Genomic DNA, 17,117 nt, shown 5'->3' with positions numbered 1-17,117 from the left:
GATGATGTCCTTAGTTGGATTTCGCGGAGGTCCGGCCGTGCCAGACGCGGGCGTGAAGCGGATTGAAGCCGACGCGGTAGACCAGCTCGGCGGGATGTTCGATGTCCCAGATGGCGAGATCGCAGGCTTTGCCCGCTTCCAGCGTGCCGACTTCGCTCAGCTTGCCCAGTGCCCGCGCGCCTTCGCGTGTGACGCCGAGCAGGCATTCATCCACGGTCATGCGGAACAGTGTCGCGCCCATATTCATGGTCAGCAGCAGCGAGGTCAGCGGCGAGGTGCCGGGATTGCTGTCGGTGGCCAGTGCCAGATGGGTGCCATGCTTGCGGAACAGCGCGATCGGCGGCGCCTGGGTTTCACGCAGGGTGTAGTAAGCACCCGGCAATACTACGGCGACGGTGCCGGCCTTGGTCAGCGCGATGACGCCGTCTTCATCGGTATGTTCGAGATGATCGGCGGAGAGCGCGTTGTGCTCGGCGGCGAGCCTCGCGCCATGCAGGTTGGAGAGCTGATCGGCATGCAGCTTGACCGGCAGGCCGAGTTTCTTGGCGGCGTCGAACACCCGCGCCGTCTGCTCCGGCGAAAATGCGATGCCTTCGCAGAACGCGTCGACAGCGTCGGCGAGCTTCAGCTCGGCGATCGCCGGCAGCATTTCGGCGATGACGGTGTCGATATAGGCATCCTTGTCGCCATTCGCTTCCGGCGGCATCGCATGCGCGCCAAGGAATGATGTCACCACTGATACGTCGCGCTCGCGGCCGAGCTGCCTCGCGGCCTTGAGGCAGCGGATCTCGGTCTCCTTGTCGAGCCCATAGCCCGACTTGATCTCGATGGTGGTGACGCCTTCGGCGAGTAGATGGTCGAGCCGCTTCAATCCGCTGACGACGAGCTGCGCTTCGCTGGCCGCACGCGTGGCCTTCATGCTTGAGGCGATGCCGCCGCCGGCGCGCGAAATGTCCTCATAGCTCGCGCCCTCGAGCCGCATCGCGAATTCACTGGCGCGGTTGCCGCCATAGATCAGATGGGTGTGGCAATCGACCAGCCCGGGTGTGATCCAGCGACCCTCGCAATCGATCTGTGTCTTGGCATCGGCATCCGGCGGCAGGTCTAACGCAGGACCAGCGTAAGCAATCCGGCCATCCTTTGCTGCGATGCACCCGTCCTCCACAATCCCGAGGCCGGGCGTGCCAGGCGCCATCGTGGCAAGGCGTGCATTGGTCCAGATGGTGTCGAAGGTCATGGTGCGAATCTCATGGTGAAAGTCACTTCCAGGAACTCGGCGCACTGCCGCAAATTCGGGACGTCGTATGTCTATACATAATCAGCGGCCTCGCTTATTGTCGAGCGTCTTTTGAATGCAACAGGCAATCGCTATGGGCACGCAACGTGCTGCAAAAAGGCTGTTCTTCGCGCACGCGCTGCTGCCGTCAGGCTGGGCGCGCGACGTCGTTGTCGCAATCGAGAATGGCGCCATCACGGCCGTTGCCGCGAATTCGAGCAGCGCTGACGCTGAAATCATCAGCGGCGTGGCGCTGCCCGGATTGCCCAATCTGCACAGCCATGCGTTCCAGCGCGGCATGGCGGGCCTCACCGAAATCCGCGGCGCCACGCAGGACAGTTTCTGGACTTGGCGGCAGCTCATGTATCGTTTCATCGATACGCTGACGCCGGATGACGTCGAGGCGATTGCTTCTTTCGCCTATGCCGAGATGCTGGAAGCCGGTTTTACCTCAATCGCGGAATTCCACTATCTGCATCACGACGAGACCGGCGCGCCCTATGCGAATCTCGCGGAGATGGGTACGCGCATCGCTGCGGCATCCAGCGAGACCGGCATCGGTCTGACGCTGCTGCCGTCTTTTTATAACTTCAGTGGCTTCGGCGGCGCGCCGTCAATTCACGGTCAGCGCCGTTTCGTCAATGATCCCGCGCGCTTTCTGGCGCTACTGGAGAAATCCCGCGCCGCCATCGCGCCTCTCGATGATGCCGCCATCGGCATCGCGCCGCATTCATTGCGTGCGATCACGCCGGAGACGTTGAATGACGTTCTCAAGGCGGTGCCCGATGGACCGATCCATATCCACGTGGCGGAGCAAACGAAGGAAGTCGACGACTGTATCGCCTGGTCCGGTCAGCGCCCGGTGGCGTGGTTGCTGGATCATATGCCGGTCGACAGGCGCTGGGTGCTGATCCACGCGACCCATATGGCCGATGCAGAAACCGCCGGTGTCGCGAAAGCAGGTGCCGTCATCGGCCTGTGCCCGCTCACCGAAGCGAGCCTCGGCGACGGCATTTTCGAAGGCCCGCGCTTCATCGATGCCGGCGGTGTGTTCGGCGTTGGCAGCGATTCCAATATCGAGATTACGGCGCCGGGCGAGTTGAAGCAGCTTGAGTACAGCCAGCGTCTCGCCTATCGCGTCCGCAACGCCGTCGCGCGCCATGAAGGCGAGTCCACCGGCCGTGCGCTCTATGAACATGCGCTGGTCGGCGGCACGCAGGCCTCGGGCCGCAATATCGGTGCACTTGCGGTCGGCAAGCGTGCGGACATCGTCGTGCTGGACACCGCGCATCCCGATCTCTGTGCCGTCACCGGTGACCGCTGGCTCGATGCCATGACCTTTGTTGCCGGCAAGTCGGCGATCTCCGACGTCTTTGTCGGAGGCAGGCAGGTCGTCAACGGCGGTCGCCACATCAAGCGCGCATCCATCACCGAACGCTATCGGCGTGTCGTGCAGCGGCTGGCGACACTCTGATGGCGACAGCGCGCGTGTCAAAGTCGGCAAATGGAAAAGCGGAGGCCGCGCCGCAGGCGCTGTATCAGCGCATCCGTGCCGATCTCGAAGAGAAGATCCTCTCCGGCCGCTGGCCGCCCGGCTATCGCATTCCGTTCGAGCATGAACTGGTCGAGAGCTATAACTGTTCGCGGATGACCGTGAACAAGGTGCTGTCAGGTCTCGCAGCCGCTGGTGTCATCGAGCGCAAGCGCCGCGTCGGCAGTTTTGTCGCCAAGCCGCTGGTGCAGTCCGCGGTACTGCATATTCCCGATATCCAGGCCGAAATCGCCAAGCGCGGCGAGGCTTATGCCTATGAGTTGCTCACGCGCAAACGGCGGAAGGCGACCAAGGACGATCTCGAACGTCTCGGCATCGACAAGAGCTGCGACGTGCTGGTGTTGAGCTGTCGGCACATCGCCAAGGGCAGGCCCTTCGCGCTGGAAGAGCGCCTGATCAATCTCGACGTGGTGCCGCCCGCATCTGAAATCGATTTCACGCGCGTGCCGCCCGGTACCTGGCTGCTTGGTCACGTGCCGTGGAATGAGGCTGAACACCGGATTACGGCAAGTCTCGCCGACGATGTCGCCTTGAAAGCATTGACGCTGAAGAAGCCGGCCGCCTGTCTCGTGGTCGAGCGCCGCACGTGGCGCAAGAACAAGATCATCACATCGGTGCGCGTCACCTATCCGAACGATCTGTATCAGCTCACCGCGCGCTTCACGCCGACGGGGCTGCGATCATGAGGACGATATGAATCATCTGCCGCAGGCCGTCTGCGGAAATTGACTCTGGCAATCCGCCATGTTGCCATGCAGTATCATTCTAAATCTGGCTGAGGAGAGTGCGTTATGAAGTTGATTGGAGTTTCCGTCGCCGCCATGCTCGCGGCTCTCGTTGCGACCCCGGCTGCGGCGCAGACCAAGGTCACCATCGCCATTTCCGGCTGGACGGGTTTTGCGCCGCTGACGCTGGCGAAGGAAGCTGGCATCTTCGCCAAGAACGGTCTCGACGTCACCATCAAGAAGGTGCCGCAGGCCAGCCGCCATCTCGCCATCGCATCGGGCGATGTGCAATGCGCCGCCACCACGGTCGAGACCTGGGTGGTGTGGAATGCCAATGGCGTCGCCACCACGCAGCTGTTCCAGCTCGATAAGTCCTATGGCGCCGACGGCATGGCCGTGCGCGCCGGCACCGCATCGATCAAGGACCTGAAGGGCAAGACCGTTGCCGCATCGGCTCCGGGCACCGCGCCCTATTTCACGCTCGCCTGGTTCCTGAAGAAGAACGGTCTCAGCGTGAAGGATGTCTCCGTCGTCAATATGGAGCCGGGTCCGGCAGCACAGGCCTTCATCGCCGGCCAGAACGATGCGGCCATGACCTACGAGCCATATCTCTCTGCCGTGCGCGAGAAGCCGGAAGCTGGCAAGATCATCGCCACCACGCTCGACTATCCGATGATTATGGACACCTTCGGCTGCACGCCGAAATTCATCGCCGATAACGAAGGTGCCGTGAAGGCGCTGGCAAAGAGCTATTTCGAGGCCGTTGCGATGATCAAGGCCGACCAGGCCAAGTCCTATGAGATCATGGGCGCTGACGTGAAGCAGACCGGCGAGAAGTTCGGCGCCTCCGCGCAGTATCTGCGCTGGCAGGATCAGGAGGCGAACAAGAAGTTCTTCGCCGGCGAGCACCTGGCGTTCTCGAAGGAAGCTGCCGAGCTGCTGCTCGAAATCGGTGTGATCAAGGAAATCCCGGATCTGTCGAAGCTCGCCGATCCGCGCTTCATTCAGTAAATCTCCGCCATCGCTTCCGTCATTGCGAGGAGCGAAGCGACGCGGCAATCCAGCTCTGCTTAAGGAAGACTGGATTGCTTCGTCGCAAGAGCTCCTCGCAATGACGGTCATGAGCATCGAATACGCAGCATGAAACCACTCGCCCCCATCTCATCCACCGCGCGCGTGGTGCTCGGCATCTCCTTCTTCGTGCTGTTCGTTGCCGCATGGTCCTATGCGACCTTTGGCGGCTTCGTCTCCAAAACCTTTCTCGCCAATCCGTGGACCATGCTGCAGGACGGCTGGTTTCTGCTGGTGAAGCAGGGCTTCCTGCATGATATCGGCATGACCATCTGGCGCGTGATCGGTGGTTTCGTTCTGGCGGCGCTGTTCGCGGTGCCTATCGGCATCCTGATGGGCGCCTACAAGCCGATCGAAGCCTTTCTCGAACCCTTCGTTTCCTTTGCGCGCTATCTGCCAGCCTCGGCCTTCATCCCCTTGCTGATCCTGTGGGCTGGTATCGGCGAATTGCAGAAGCTGCTGGTGATTTTCATCGGCTCGGTATTCCAGCTCATTCTGATGGTCGCTGTCTCCGTCGGCAGCGTGCGCCGGGATCTCGTCGAGGCATCGCTGACGCTTGGCGCGCGCGATGCCGGGGTGCTCAAGCGCGTTCTCATCCCGTCCGCCGCGCCTGAGATCGCGGAAATTCTCCGTCTCGTGCTCGGCTGGGCCTGGACCTATGTCATCGTCGCCGAACTGATCGGCTCGTCCTCGGGCATCGGCCACATGATCATCGACAGCCAGGCGCTGCTGGCCACCGGCCAGATCATCTTCGGCATCATCGTCATCGGAATCATCGGTTTGATTTCGGACTACGCGTTCAAGGCTGCGAACCGGCGCTTGTTTCCGTGGAGCATCATTTGAGCAAGCTCGTCATCGACAACGTCTCGCGGATTTTTCCTGCCGTGCGCGGCGGCACGCCGACGCGTGCGCTGGAGCCGACCAATCTCTCCGTTGCGGATAATGACTTCGTCACGATCCTCGGACCAAGTGGTTGTGGCAAGTCCACGCTGCTGCGCATGGTCGCCGGGCTGGATACGCCGACCACGGGTCGCATCATGCTCGACGGCAAAGCCATCACCGGTCCCGGCGCCGATCGCGGCATGGTGTTCCAATCCTACACGCTGTTTCCCTGGCTCACGGTGTCGGAGAATATTTCCTTCGGTCTGCGCGAGCGCGGTGTGTCCCAGCGTGAGCGCAACGACATCGCCAAACAGTGGCTGGAGAAGGTGGGCCTCACCAGCTTCGCCAATCATTTCCCGAAGCAACTCTCCGGCGGCATGCAGCAGCGCACCGCGATTGCGCGTGCGCTCGCCAATGATCCCAAGATCCTGCTGCTCGACGAGCCGTTCGGCGCACTCGATAACCAGACCCGCGCCTTGATGCAGGAATTGCTACTCGGCATCTGGGAGCGCGAGCGCAAGACGGTGATCTTCGTCACCCACGATATCGAGGAAGCGGTGTTCCTCGCGTCGCGCACCGTGGTGATGTCGGCGCGTCCCGGTCGCATCAAGGCCGATATCGCGGTCGATCTACCGCATCCGCGGCACTACACAATCAAGACCAGCCCGGCTTTTTCCGATCTCAAAGCGCGGCTCACGGAAGAAATCCGTGTCGAGGCCGTGCTCGCGGCTGAGGCCCACTGAGATTCTCAGGCCGCATCAGCGGCGTCAGGATACCGCTTGAGCGACGGGCGATCTATCGAAGGTTGCGTCGTTGCTTGCGTATCCTGCTGTGGCTGCGTGGTTTTATCCGAACCTTAAGTACGTTCGCGGCCGCCGGGAACTCGGGCGCCGCGCAAAACAATTTGGCGACGTCTCGCACATACGATTGCACCACCTCGGCTGAAAGCCGGTGATCGGGTCATTTTCAAAGACGGTCCGATGGTTTGAGCAAAGTAATTGCGAGTTGCGTTTATGACGTTGGTGCATGTCGAGAAGAGTGATGCGGCCAGGACGCTCCTCGCCGGGCTGGAGCAGGCCATCGATGCTGTCGTGATGATCGACAGCAAGAATAGCGTGACCCATTTCAACGCCGCCGCCGAACGGTTGTGGGGCTATGAGCGCGATGAAGTGCTCGGGCGAAGTATCAGCTTTTTGGTGCCGATGGCCATCAGGTCGCAGCATGACGGATACATCGCCGCGAACCGCGCGACCGGCGTCAATCGCATCGTCGGTCACAGCCGCGAGGTGAAAATCGAACGCAAGGACGGCAGCGAGATCTGGGGATCGTTGTCGATGTCGCGCGTCGAGGTGAATGGCGAGATCACCTATATGGGCTTCGTCCGCGATGTGACGGAGGAGGTGAAGCGCAGGGAAGAAATTATCCCGCTGGCTCTCGTGGTCGACAAGACGAAACGCGCTATCTACATCGCGGGTCGCGATGCACGGATTTGCTATGTCAACGGCGCCTTCACCGGCATGTTCGGCTACGCGCTGGATGAGGCGACGGGACTCGTCCCGGAGGAATTCCTCGTCGGCGCATATACCAGCCAGGCGACGCTCGCATATCTGGACCAGCAGATCAGAACGGAAGGTTCTGCCGAAGACGAAATTCTCCTTTACGACAAAGCCGGCAACGAGGTCTGGGTCTCGGTTGCCTTGAATGCGATTCATGGCGCGGATGGAAAAATCCAGCACCTCGTCGCATTGATGACCGATATCACCGAGAGTAAGCAGCTTCAGTCGCTGCAGCATCACATTCTCGAAGCGCTGGCCGATGAGCAGCCGCTGCGGGGTGTGATGGACAATCTTTGCCGGAAGGTGGAGCAGATCGCGCCCGATGTCGTCTGTTCGGTGCTACATGTAGATTCCGCGGGATTGCTGCATCCTTTGGGAGGGCCAAGCCTCCCCGCAGGTTATGCGCAGGCGCTGGACGGCATTGCCATCGGACCGGATGTCGGGTCTTGCGGGACCGCTGCCTTTCGCGGCGAGCCTGTTCTGGTCACCGATATCGAAAACGATCCTCTCTGGCTGCCATACAACAGCGCGCCGCTGGCTTCCGGTCTGAAGGCATGTTGGTCGATGCCGATCAAGACCAAGGATGGGCGCGTCATCGGCACGTTCGCATTCTATTTCAGGGAATGTCGCAGACCCAGCCGCTTGCATCACGGCATCGTCGATGCCTGTGTTCATCTCGCCGCGGTCGCCATCGAGCGTGAGGAAGCGCGCAACGAAATCTCGCGGCTTGCTTATTTCGATGCGCTCACCGGTCTGCCGAACCGGACCCATATGCGCCAGTTGATGGAGCGCGCCGTCGCGGAATGCTCCGCAGATGCGCAGATGGCGCTGATATTTCTTGACCTGGATCACTTCAAGGACGTCAACGACACGCTGGGGCATGCTGTCGGCGATGACTTGCTGGTCGCCGTCACACAGCGGCTTCATCAGCACATCCGACCCGGCGATATCCTCAGTCGTCAGGGCGGCGATGAATTCATCATCCTGATGCCGAACTGTATCGCGGCAGATGCATCCCGCATCGCGAGCCGTCTCACCGAGGCACTGTCGGTTCCGTTGCAGCTCGGCAACAATCAGGTGCCTATTTCCGCCAGCGCCGGCATCAGCATGTTTCCCGACAATGCCCGCGATCTCGATAGTCTGCTGAAATATGCTGATGCGGCGATGTACAAGGCGAAGCAGGCCGGCCGCTCCACGCATCGGTTTTTCAGCAACGACATGGACCGCGTGAATGAGGAGCGCCTTCGTCTCAGCGCCGCTTTGCGCCACGCGCTTGCGCAAGGCGGCCTGCGGTTGCACTACCAGCCGCAGATTCGCGCGAGCAGCGGGGATCTCTACGGCGTCGAGGCGCTGGCGCGCTGGCATGATCCCGTATTGGGCGATGTGTCACCGGCGAAGTTCATTCCGCTCGCGGAGGAATGCGGCCTCATCGAGCAGATCGGTGTCTGGTCGCTACGCGAGGCATGCAGGCAGATTGCGGCGTGGCAAAAGGCAGGGCTCGATGTGCCTTGCGTCTCGGTCAACCTGTCGCCGATCAATTTTCTGAATCCGGGATTGCCGGCGTTGATCTCCGACATCATCGCGGAAAACGGGCTGGCGCCGAACAGGCTGATGCTCGAAGTCACCGAGGGCGCGGTGATGAGCGAACACACGACCGCGATCGAGATCATGATGCAGATCCGCGCGGCTGGCATCGGATTGTCGATGGATGATTTCGGCACGGGCTATTCGAGCTTGAGCCGCCTGGCGCATTTGCCGGTGCGCGAGCTGAAGATCGATCGCAGCTTCATGCGCGGTATCGAGACCGAGGTCTGTGCTCTGGCAATCACCACCGCCATCGTGTGCGTCGGGCAGAGCCTCAACATGACGGTCGTGGCCGAAGGCGTCGAGACCGAAGAGCAGCGCAGGATTCTGGCCGGGCTGGGCTGTGACGTCATTCAGGGGTTCCTGTATTCGCCGGCACTGTCCGCATTCGATCTCGAAGCCTGGCTGGTGGCCCGCCATGCCGAACGCTGGGCGGCGCTGGTTGACGAGCGCCGGGCCGAAGCTGCGCAAGAGGAAATGTGGCCGGGTGCGCTCGCGGCCATGTAATCTCGAGAAGTTGACGACCGTCGTTAACGCGTTATTAACGACATCCGGTATTCCGGTCCCTCGATATGAGATCGAACGAACTTCTTAGCTACTGGAGTTCGAATACACTCGTACCTGCGAATGACATTGCCGTTGTAACGAAGACAGCCGTCGTCGTGCTCACGCGGCTCCTGTGATCGAAGGTCGTTTCATGCCTACAAGTCCCGTCGGCCAGCCCAGTGAAGCTGCGAAGGCACTGTTCTCGGCGTTCGAACAGGCGGTCGATGCTGTCGTTATCACGGGTATCGACAACCAGATCCGGTACTTCAATGCCGCGGCCGAGCGGATGTGGGGATATCACCGCGACGAAGTCGTCGGTCGGCAGGTCAGCGTCCTCGTTCCGCTCGATGTGCGCGAACACCTCGATGGAGTGATCGCGGCAAAGTCTGCCATGGACCCCCGGACCGCGGTCAAGGGCCGCCGCGAGTTCAGGATCAGCCGCAAGGACGGGAGCGAGGCTTGGGGCGCGTTCTCGATCTCGCGTGTCGATTATGCCGGCAAGACGCTCTACATCAACTTCATCCGCGACGTGACGGACGATGTCCGTGACCGCGAGCAAAATGCGCTAATGGCACTGGTTGCCGAGAAGACCGACCGTGTCGTGATGGTCTCCAAACGCGATATGACCATCGTCTATGTCAACGACGCTTTTACGGAGCTGTTCGGATACACGCTTGCGGAAGCGATGGGCAAACACCCGCGGGACTTGCTGACCGGAGAGTATACCGACAACGAAACGCTGGAGCGGTTTCACGCGCAGATCGATGCCGAAGGACATGGGCAAGAGGATATCCTCGTCTATGACAAGAACGGTCACGAGATCTGGATCTCGAGCACCGTCAACGCAGGCCGCAATAAAGCCGGCGAGGTCGAGCATCTGGTCGCGGTGCTCGACGACATCACCGAGAGCAAGCAGATCCATTCGCTGCAGCATCATGTGCTGGAAAATCTCGCCAATGACATGCCGGTCATGGATGTGATCGGCGATCTCTGCCACCGCGTCGAAGCCATCGCGCCCGATATCGTCCCGTCGGTGCTGCATGTGGACGCGGACGGTCGGCTCCATCCACTCGGCGGCCCCAGTCTCCCGCCGGCCTTCGCGCCCATTATTGACGGTATTGCCATCGGTCCCGATGTCGGGTCCTGCGGCGCGGCAGCCTTTCTCGGCCACGCGGTGCTGGCCACCGATATCGCCACCGATCCGCGGTGGCAGCTTTATAGCAGCCTGCCGTTGGAGGCCGGTCTGCGCGCCTGCTGGTCGACGCCGATCAAGGCGCGGGACGGCCGCGTCATCGGCGCCTTTGCCTTCTATTTCCGCGAGACACGGGGCCCGACGCGCTGGCACCAGACCATCGTCGATGCCTGTGTGCATCTGTGCGCACTGGCCATTGAACGGCACGAGGCCCGCAGCGAAATCGCGCGTCTGGCCTATTTCGATGCGCTGACCGGCCTGCCGAACCGCGCGCAACTGCGCCAGATCCTGACGGGGCTGATCGACAAGAGCAAGCCGAGGGACCGCATTGCGGTGATGTTCCTCGATATCGATCACTTCAAGGACGTCAACGACACGCTCGGTCATTCCATTGGCGACGAGTTGCTGGTCAAGGTCACGCAACGACTGTGCAGGCAAATCCGGCCGGCCGATACGCTGAGCCGGCAGGGCGGCGACGAATTCGTCATTGTGCTGCCGAATTGCGATGTTGAAGGCGCCGCCTTGATCGCCAGCCGCCTGCTCGAGACACTGCTGCCGCCCATGCAGCTTGGCGCCAAGCTGGTGCCGGTATCGGCCAGCATCGGCGTCAGCATCTATCCCGACAATGCCGGCGATATCGATGGTCTGCTCAAACATGCCGATGCGGCGATGTATCAGGCCAAGCAGGCCGGCCGCTCGACCTATCGCTTCTTCAGTGCGGAGATGAACCGCGTCAGCGAGGAGCGACTCGCCTTCAGTACGGCGCTGCGCAATGCCATCGTGCAGGATGCGCTGCGGCTTCACTATCAGCCGCAGGTTCGCGCTGACGGTCGCCTTTACGGTGTCGAGGCGCTGGCTCGCTGGTCAGATCCGGTGCTCGGCGAAGTGCCGCCATCGAAATTCATTCCGCTCGCGGAAGAATACGGACTGATCGAGCTGATCGGCACATGGTCGCTGCGCGAAGCCTGCCGGCAGGTCGCGGCCTGGCGCAGAAATGGCGTCGACGTGCCCAGCGTCTCGGTCAATCTGTCGCCGATCAATTTCCAGAATGGCGATCTCGCCACGCTGGTCGGCGAAGTGATCGCCGAAAACGGTCTGTCGCCGGACATGCTGATGCTGGAGGTCACCGAAGGCGTGGTGATGAGCGAGCATTCGACCGCCGTCGAGACCATGGAGAAAATTCGCAAATCCGGCGTGCAGCTGTCGATGGATGATTTCGGTACCGGCTATTCCAGCCTCAGCCGTCTCGCGCATCTGCCGATCCGTGAGTTGAAGATCGATCGCAGTTTCATGCGCGGCCTTGAAAGCGAGGCGAGCGCGCTGGCGATTACGCGCGCCATCATACGCGTTGGCCAGAGCCTCGACATGATCGTGGTCGCCGAAGGCGTCGAGACCGATGGGCAGCGCCGGATTCTTACGGAACTCGGCTGCGACGTTATCCAGGGCTTCGTCTATTCGCCTGCGCTGCCGGTGCCGGATTTCGAGCTCTGGTTCGCGAATCACGAAACGTCGCGTGCCGCCATTGCCCTGAGCGAGGTGCGGCGTCAGGCGCATTCGGAGCGGACGCTGGGCGTCGTTCCGTCCGTCAGACGGATCCCGTAGTCGCTATCTCTTGTCGAGCATCTCGCGCACCTTGTTGCCGAGGGCCGCTTGTGTAATGGGCTTCTGCAGCAAGGAGACGCCGGGGTCGAGCCGGCCCTGATGCACGATGGCGTTGCGCGAATAGCCGGTCATGAACAACACTTTCAGCTTCGGCTGCCGCTTTTGCATCTCGTCGGCCAGCAGTCGCCCGTTCATGCCGGGCATCACGATATCGGTCAGCAGCAGGTCGAATGGTTCGGGATCATCGCTGAAATCGGCCAGCGCTGCGTCGGCATTGCCGGCTTCGCGGACTTGATAGTTGAGACCTTCCAGCGTCTCGACCAGGTAGGACCGCACATCCGGATCGTCCTCCACGATCATCACAGTCTCGTTGCCCTTGCTGCCGACGATGCGCGTCTCGATCTCGCTTGCTTGCTCCGCATGCTGCCTGCTGCGCGGCAGATAGACCTTGATGGTCGTGCCTTCGCCGACCTCGCTATAGATCTTCACATGGCCGCCGGATTGCTTGACGAAGCCGTAGACCTGGCTCAGGCCGAGGCCGGTGCCCTGTCCGGGCTCCTTGGTGGTGAAGAACGGGTCGAAGGCGCGCTCCTGCACGTCCTTTGGCATGCCCGGTCCGGTATCCGTCACCGAGATCAGGACATACTGCCCGATGACGACATCGGAATGCTGCAGGGCGTAGATCTCGTCGATGAAGGCGTTGCTGGTTTCGAGCGTCAGTTTGCCGATCTTCAGATGGTCTTGGCCGGCCATGGCGTCGCGTGCATTGACCACGAGATTGAGGATGGCGGCTTCCATCTGGCTCGGATCGACCTCGACCTGCCACAGCCCGGCGCCGCCGACGATTTCGAGATCGATATTCTCGCTCAATGTGCGCTGGAAGAAGTCCGACATGCCGTGGAGCAATCCGTTGACATTGATGGTCTTCGGGTCGAGCGGCTGCTTGCGTGCGAAGGCGAGCAGGCGCTGCGTCAGCACCACGGCGCGCTGCGCGCCGCCGGCCGCGCTGGCAATGACGCGCCTGAGGCGATCGCGCGACGATTCCGTCCAGGTCGAGATGCTGTGCTCGGCGATTTCGAGATTGCCGATGATGATGGTCAGCAGATTGTTGAAGTCATGGGCGACACCGCCGGTGAGATGGCCGATCGCTTCCATCTTCTGGGTATGGCGCAGCATGTCCTCGGCCTCGCGCCGGTGCCGGCCTTCCTCGATCAGCGCCAGTTCGGTTTCGCGCAACTGTGCGGGCGAGGGGATCGCCAGTAGCCGCGGCAGCAGCGGCCAGAGAATCGCAGCGGTGACGACCGAGGCGATGGCGGTGATCGCCTTGAGGATTCCTTCGGCGCCATAGGCCGGAACCCACAGCGTGTAGATCGACATCACATGGGTCAGGCCGCAGGCCATGATGAAGAGCGCGAAGGCCCAGAAGATCCAGCCGAACTCCACATCGCGGCGCTTCCAGACGAAGATCGTGAGTACGACGGGAATCGAGAAATAGGCCGCCGCGATCAGTGCGTCCGAGGCGACGTGAAGCCAGATCAGGCCGGGATCCCACAACAGACAAATGCCGTGCGGCGCAAACATGGAGCTATCGAGAAAGTTCTGGAGTGATGCCCACATCGCCTGCCCTCGCCGATAGCTGGTATCTAGCAACCGAGGGTGACCGGGCGGTGTGGAGGCGTCAAGCGTGAGCGCAATTGCGAACGGGGCTTATCAGACGCCGAATGCGCTGCGAGAATTGGCGAATTCGGTGAGGGCGCCGATGATCTGGTGCTGTCGATAGGGTTTGGGAATGAAGCGACCGCCATCCGGCAGGTCGCGTTCGCCTATCCTGAAGTGGCCCGATGTTGCGATGATGCGAATGGGCGGCCAGCGATTGGCGACCGCATGGGCGAGCTTGAGCCCGTTCATCGAGCCGGGCATGTCGATATCGGTAAAGATGATCCGGATATCGTTGCGGGCTTCGAGTACGCGGATCGCAGCGTCAGCATCCTGCGCCTCGATAACCCGGAAACCGGCTTCCTCGATCATCTCGACCGCAAACATGCGCAGCAGTACATCGTCCTCGACGACCAGGACGGTGGCGGGGAGGGCGGCGTCGTTTACGGCAGCGTCTTGGGCCATGGGATTTGAACCTTGATCGCCGGTTCCATGGGCCACAGGGCCGGGATGGTTCGGGTCGAAAGCATCGGTCAGTCTAAACGTGATCAATCGAATACGAATATAGGTCGCGTAAAAACTGTTTTGGTTCGCATGTCTTTGCTAAGCGAGCTGATCGCGCTTTCGTTCCGCCGCGTGCGAAAAAAAATCCGTGAAGATGACGAAAATCCGCGGCGGCCGTCAGGTCAGTCGTTCTTGCGCCCGGCATCGGTGCGGTCGCGGACCGTCTTGAACACACCATGTGCCGTGGCGACCACGTGATCGTTCACGCTGACCTCGGTGCTCATGAAGATCAGGCTCTTGGTGGCACGCACGACCTTGGGCCGGGAGATCATCAGGTCGCCGATCCGCGCGGCATCGACGAAATAAGTATCCATCTGGACGGTGGCGAGCGCCTCGACCCCCGCGGCCTCGCGCGCCGCCATGCCGCAGCTCCGGTCGGCTAGCGTCATCACCGCCCCGCCCTGAACCACGCCGCGGCGGTTGCGGTGCTTGTCCTGGCCGAGAATGGCGAATTCATTGATGCCATCGACGACCCGGTGCCACATCGGGCCGACGAAATGGATGAACCCGTCATCGTCCATGATGCTCCAGCCGGCGGCTTCGAGTTCAGCATAGGCCGCGTCAGTCGCCGCATCAGTCATGGATTTTCCTTCTTGCGAGATATCGATGGGCTGGAGGGAGTGAGTGCTAGGTCATACAAAAGCGCGGCACGGGTGGATAGGACGTCGCGGCGTGGGGGGCGCGTCGCAATCTGCATGGCTCGTCGCCGGCGAAGCTGGCAGAGCGCGAACCCCGCCACTCCATTTGGAGTGGCGGGGAAGCCCGATCCACACCCGTCATTCCGGGGCAGGACGGACCGCGAAGCGGGCCGAACTGAACCCGGAATCCCGGAGTGTTTTGCGCTGAACATGCCGAGATTCCCCGCCACTCCAAATGGAGTGGCTGAGGTTCGCGATACGCCGCCTTCGGCGTCTCCTCGCGCCCTCAGGCAAACCAATTAGTTTGCCGGGGAATGGCAGTTTGGCGCACCCAAACATTTTTTCCTATCTCCCGTTGACAGTATCCCAACCTTGATTATATTCCCCTTCGTCCTGCCCCACCGAGAGGGGCGATCGCGATCGTCACGTTCGCGGGGCAGGATGCGGTGGACGCCGGAGATGCGGCGTCACGCGGTTCATGGGGAACGTCTGTCTTCGGGCAGGACGGATCTGCGCCAGCACTGCCACTGGCAAGGAGACGACCGGCCTTGAGATGGAAAGAATCCTGGACAGTGTGACGGACGACCAATTCGAAACGCGTTCGGCTTACTCGCTTGAGGCTCCCTTCCCATCGCCTTGGGACTTTAATTCGCGATCGGAGCGTTCGTCGAGGCAAAGTGCAAGCAACCGAAAAAACACCGCAGGCGGAACGTCGGGCACTTGCCTGACGCCTCCGAAAGTCCTGATGCACTCTAAATTGCGGAAGACCGCATTCGCATCAGGCCCAAGGGTGCAACGGGCACCCGGCGTTCCGCACGCCCTCTCACAAGAGGGTGGGAATGCAAAACACGACGGCGCCCCCGCGCCGCAAACAATGGGGGCGATGACGCATGTCTGCAGAGCAGTGGCTGTTTGACATTCACATCCGCGATGACGCGCAGGCGTTAGAGGCATCCCTCCCTCTAGCATTGCGTAGCAATGCGCAGTGGGGAGGGTCGGCCGATAGGCCGGGGTGGGGCCTCTCCCCTATGCGAGGACAGCATTCGTGGCACCACCCCACCCGTCTCGACCGCTCCGCGGTCGATCCAACCTCCCCACGGCGCGGCTTCGCCGCTTGGGGGAGGGACAAGAAAGCCCCGCTACACGATCTCCCTACACCTTCACCATCCGCTTGCCCCGGTTCTCACCGGCCAGCAGACCGATCAGGGCCTGCGGCGTGTTCTCCAGCCCGTCGATAACGTCTTCCTGGACCTTGAGCTTGCCCGCGGCGACCCAGGACTGCAGGTCGGCCAAGGCCTTTTCGCGCTGGTTCATATAGTCCATCACGATGAAGCCCTGCATGATCAGGCGTTTCACCACGATCAGACCGGGGACGCCGCGCGGGCCGGTCGCCGAGGGCGCGCCGTCATATTGCGAGATGGCGCCGCAGCAGGCGATGCGGCCGTTGAGATTCATTTGTGCCAGACAAGCCTCGAGAATGTCGCCGCCGACATTGTCGAAATAGACGTCGATGCCACCCGGCGCCGCCGCCTTCAGCGCCTTGAACACCGCGCCGTCCTTGTAGTCCACCGCGGCATCGAAGCCGAGTTCTTTGGTCAGCCAGTCGCATTTGTCCTTGCCGCCGGCGATGCCGATCACCCGGCAGCCCTTGATCTTGGCGATCTGGCCGACGATGGAGCCGACCGAGCCGGCCGCCGCCGAGACGACGACGGTCTCGCCCGCCTTGGGCTTGCCGACGTCCAGCAGGCCGAAATAGGCTGTCAGTCCGGCGATGCCATAGACGCTGAGCAGATGCGTCATCGGCTCCATTGATGGCATCTTGTTGAGATGCTTGGCCGGCACCGCCGCGTAATTCTGCCAGCCGGTGTCGCCGAACACGATGTCACCGGGCTTCAGCGCAGGCGACTTCGACGACACGACTTCGGCAATGCCGCCGCCCGCCATCACCGTATTGGCCTCGACCGCAGCGCGATAGGTCGCGCCATGCATCCATGCGCGATTGGCAGCGTCGAGCGAGATGTAACGCACGCGCAGCAGCGCTTCGCCATCTTTCGGCTCGGGAATCTGGCCCTTTGATAGTTTGAAATGCTCGGGCCCCAATTTTCCTGTGGGCTTTTCGACGAGCAGCACCTGATGATTGACGGTGTCGGTCATGGCCGTTGTCTCCTTGTTTCTTCCTGTGTCGAAACTTGTTGCAGTCGCCGCGTACAAAACAATCAGACTGCACAGTTTTTGTAGTTGGCGATGACGCTATGCGGCAGCGCGGCATTCCA

At 61.6% G+C, this 17,117-nt stretch carries 12 protein-coding genes; 7 read left to right on the top strand and 5 right to left on the bottom strand.

Annotation, left to right across the window (positions count from 1 at the left end; all coding sequences use genetic code 11):
• Window positions 1–10 precede the first annotated feature (10 nt).
• Window positions 11–1,237 (bottom strand): imidazolonepropionase, encoded by a 1,227-nt coding sequence (gene hutI, locus LPB73_RS23085; RefSeq protein WP_231078333.1) that lies wholly within the window; start codon window positions 1,235–1,237, stop codon window positions 11–13.
• 133 nt (window positions 1,238–1,370) lie between these two features.
• On the opposite strand from hutI, the gene LPB73_RS23080 reads away from it, so the two are divergent.
• The 7 genes from LPB73_RS23080 to LPB73_RS23050 all read left to right on the top strand — a co-directional run bounded on the left by LPB73_RS23080 (window position 1,371) and on the right by LPB73_RS23050 (window position 11,986).
• Window positions 1,371–2,750 (top strand): formimidoylglutamate deiminase, encoded by a 1,380-nt coding sequence (locus LPB73_RS23080; RefSeq protein ID WP_231078332.1) that lies wholly within the window; start codon window positions 1,371–1,373, stop codon window positions 2,748–2,750.
• Window positions 2,750–3,514 (top strand): histidine utilization repressor, encoded by a 765-nt coding sequence (gene hutC, locus LPB73_RS23075; protein WP_231078331.1) that lies wholly within the window; start codon window positions 2,750–2,752, stop codon window positions 3,512–3,514. The genes LPB73_RS23080 and hutC overlap by 1 nt, the downstream gene beginning before the upstream one ends.
• A 135-nt stretch (window positions 3,515–3,649) precedes the next feature.
• Entirely contained in the window at window positions 3,650–4,564 is a 915-nt protein-coding gene (locus LPB73_RS23070; protein WP_231081231.1) for an ABC transporter substrate-binding protein, read from the top strand.
• Window positions 4,565–4,693: 129 nt separating this feature from the next.
• Window positions 4,694–5,467 carry an ABC transporter permease gene (locus LPB73_RS23065; RefSeq protein ID WP_093761596.1) on the top strand — a complete coding sequence of 258 codons (774 nt, stop codon included), beginning with the start codon at window positions 4,694–4,696 and terminating at the stop codon, window positions 5,465–5,467.
• Entirely contained in the window at window positions 5,464–6,249 is a 786-nt protein-coding gene (locus tag LPB73_RS23060; protein ID WP_231078330.1) for an ABC transporter ATP-binding protein, read from the top strand. Before LPB73_RS23065 ends, LPB73_RS23060 begins: the two co-directional genes overlap by 4 nt.
• A gap of 270 nt (window positions 6,250–6,519) precedes the next feature.
• Window positions 6,520–9,153: an EAL domain-containing protein gene (locus tag LPB73_RS23055; protein WP_231078329.1), complete on the top strand. Its 2,634-nt coding sequence runs from the start codon at window positions 6,520–6,522 to the stop codon at window positions 9,151–9,153.
• Between the two features lie 190 nt (window positions 9,154–9,343).
• The gene (locus LPB73_RS23050) at window positions 9,344–11,986 is read left to right on the top strand and encodes an EAL domain-containing protein (RefSeq protein ID WP_231078328.1); all 2,643 of its coding nucleotides are present in this window, start codon (window positions 9,344–9,346) and stop codon (window positions 11,984–11,986) included.
• Window positions 11,987–11,989: 3 nt separating this feature from the next.
• Here LPB73_RS23050 and LPB73_RS23045 read toward each other — a convergent pair whose 3' ends face one another.
• The 4 genes from LPB73_RS23045 to LPB73_RS23030 all read right to left on the bottom strand — a co-directional run bounded on the left by LPB73_RS23045 (window position 11,990) and on the right by LPB73_RS23030 (window position 16,998).
• The gene (locus LPB73_RS23045; protein ID WP_231078327.1) at window positions 11,990–13,603 is read right to left on the bottom strand and encodes an ATP-binding protein; all 1,614 of its coding nucleotides are present in this window, start codon (window positions 13,601–13,603) and stop codon (window positions 11,990–11,992) included.
• A 93-nt stretch (window positions 13,604–13,696) separates the two neighbouring features.
• Entirely contained in the window at window positions 13,697–14,107 is a 411-nt protein-coding gene (locus tag LPB73_RS23040) for a response regulator (RefSeq protein ID WP_231078326.1), read from the bottom strand.
• A 221-nt stretch (window positions 14,108–14,328) separates the two neighbouring features.
• Window positions 14,329–14,787, bottom strand: coding sequence for a PaaI family thioesterase (locus tag LPB73_RS23035; RefSeq protein ID WP_089266877.1), 459 nt, complete (start codon window positions 14,785–14,787; stop codon window positions 14,329–14,331).
• Between the two features lie 1,209 nt (window positions 14,788–15,996).
• On the bottom strand, window positions 15,997–16,998 hold the full coding sequence (locus LPB73_RS23030; protein WP_231078325.1) for an NADP-dependent oxidoreductase: 1,002 nt from the start codon (window positions 16,996–16,998) through the stop codon (window positions 15,997–15,999).
• Window positions 16,999–17,117: the final 119 nt, after the last annotated feature.

Origin of the sequence: Tardiphaga sp. 37S4 (genome assembly GCF_021044645.1) — a bacterium.
Taxonomy (GTDB): domain Bacteria; phylum Pseudomonadota; class Alphaproteobacteria; order Rhizobiales; family Xanthobacteraceae; genus Tardiphaga; species Tardiphaga robiniae.
This window is presented reverse-complemented; position numbering and strand designations above follow the sequence as displayed.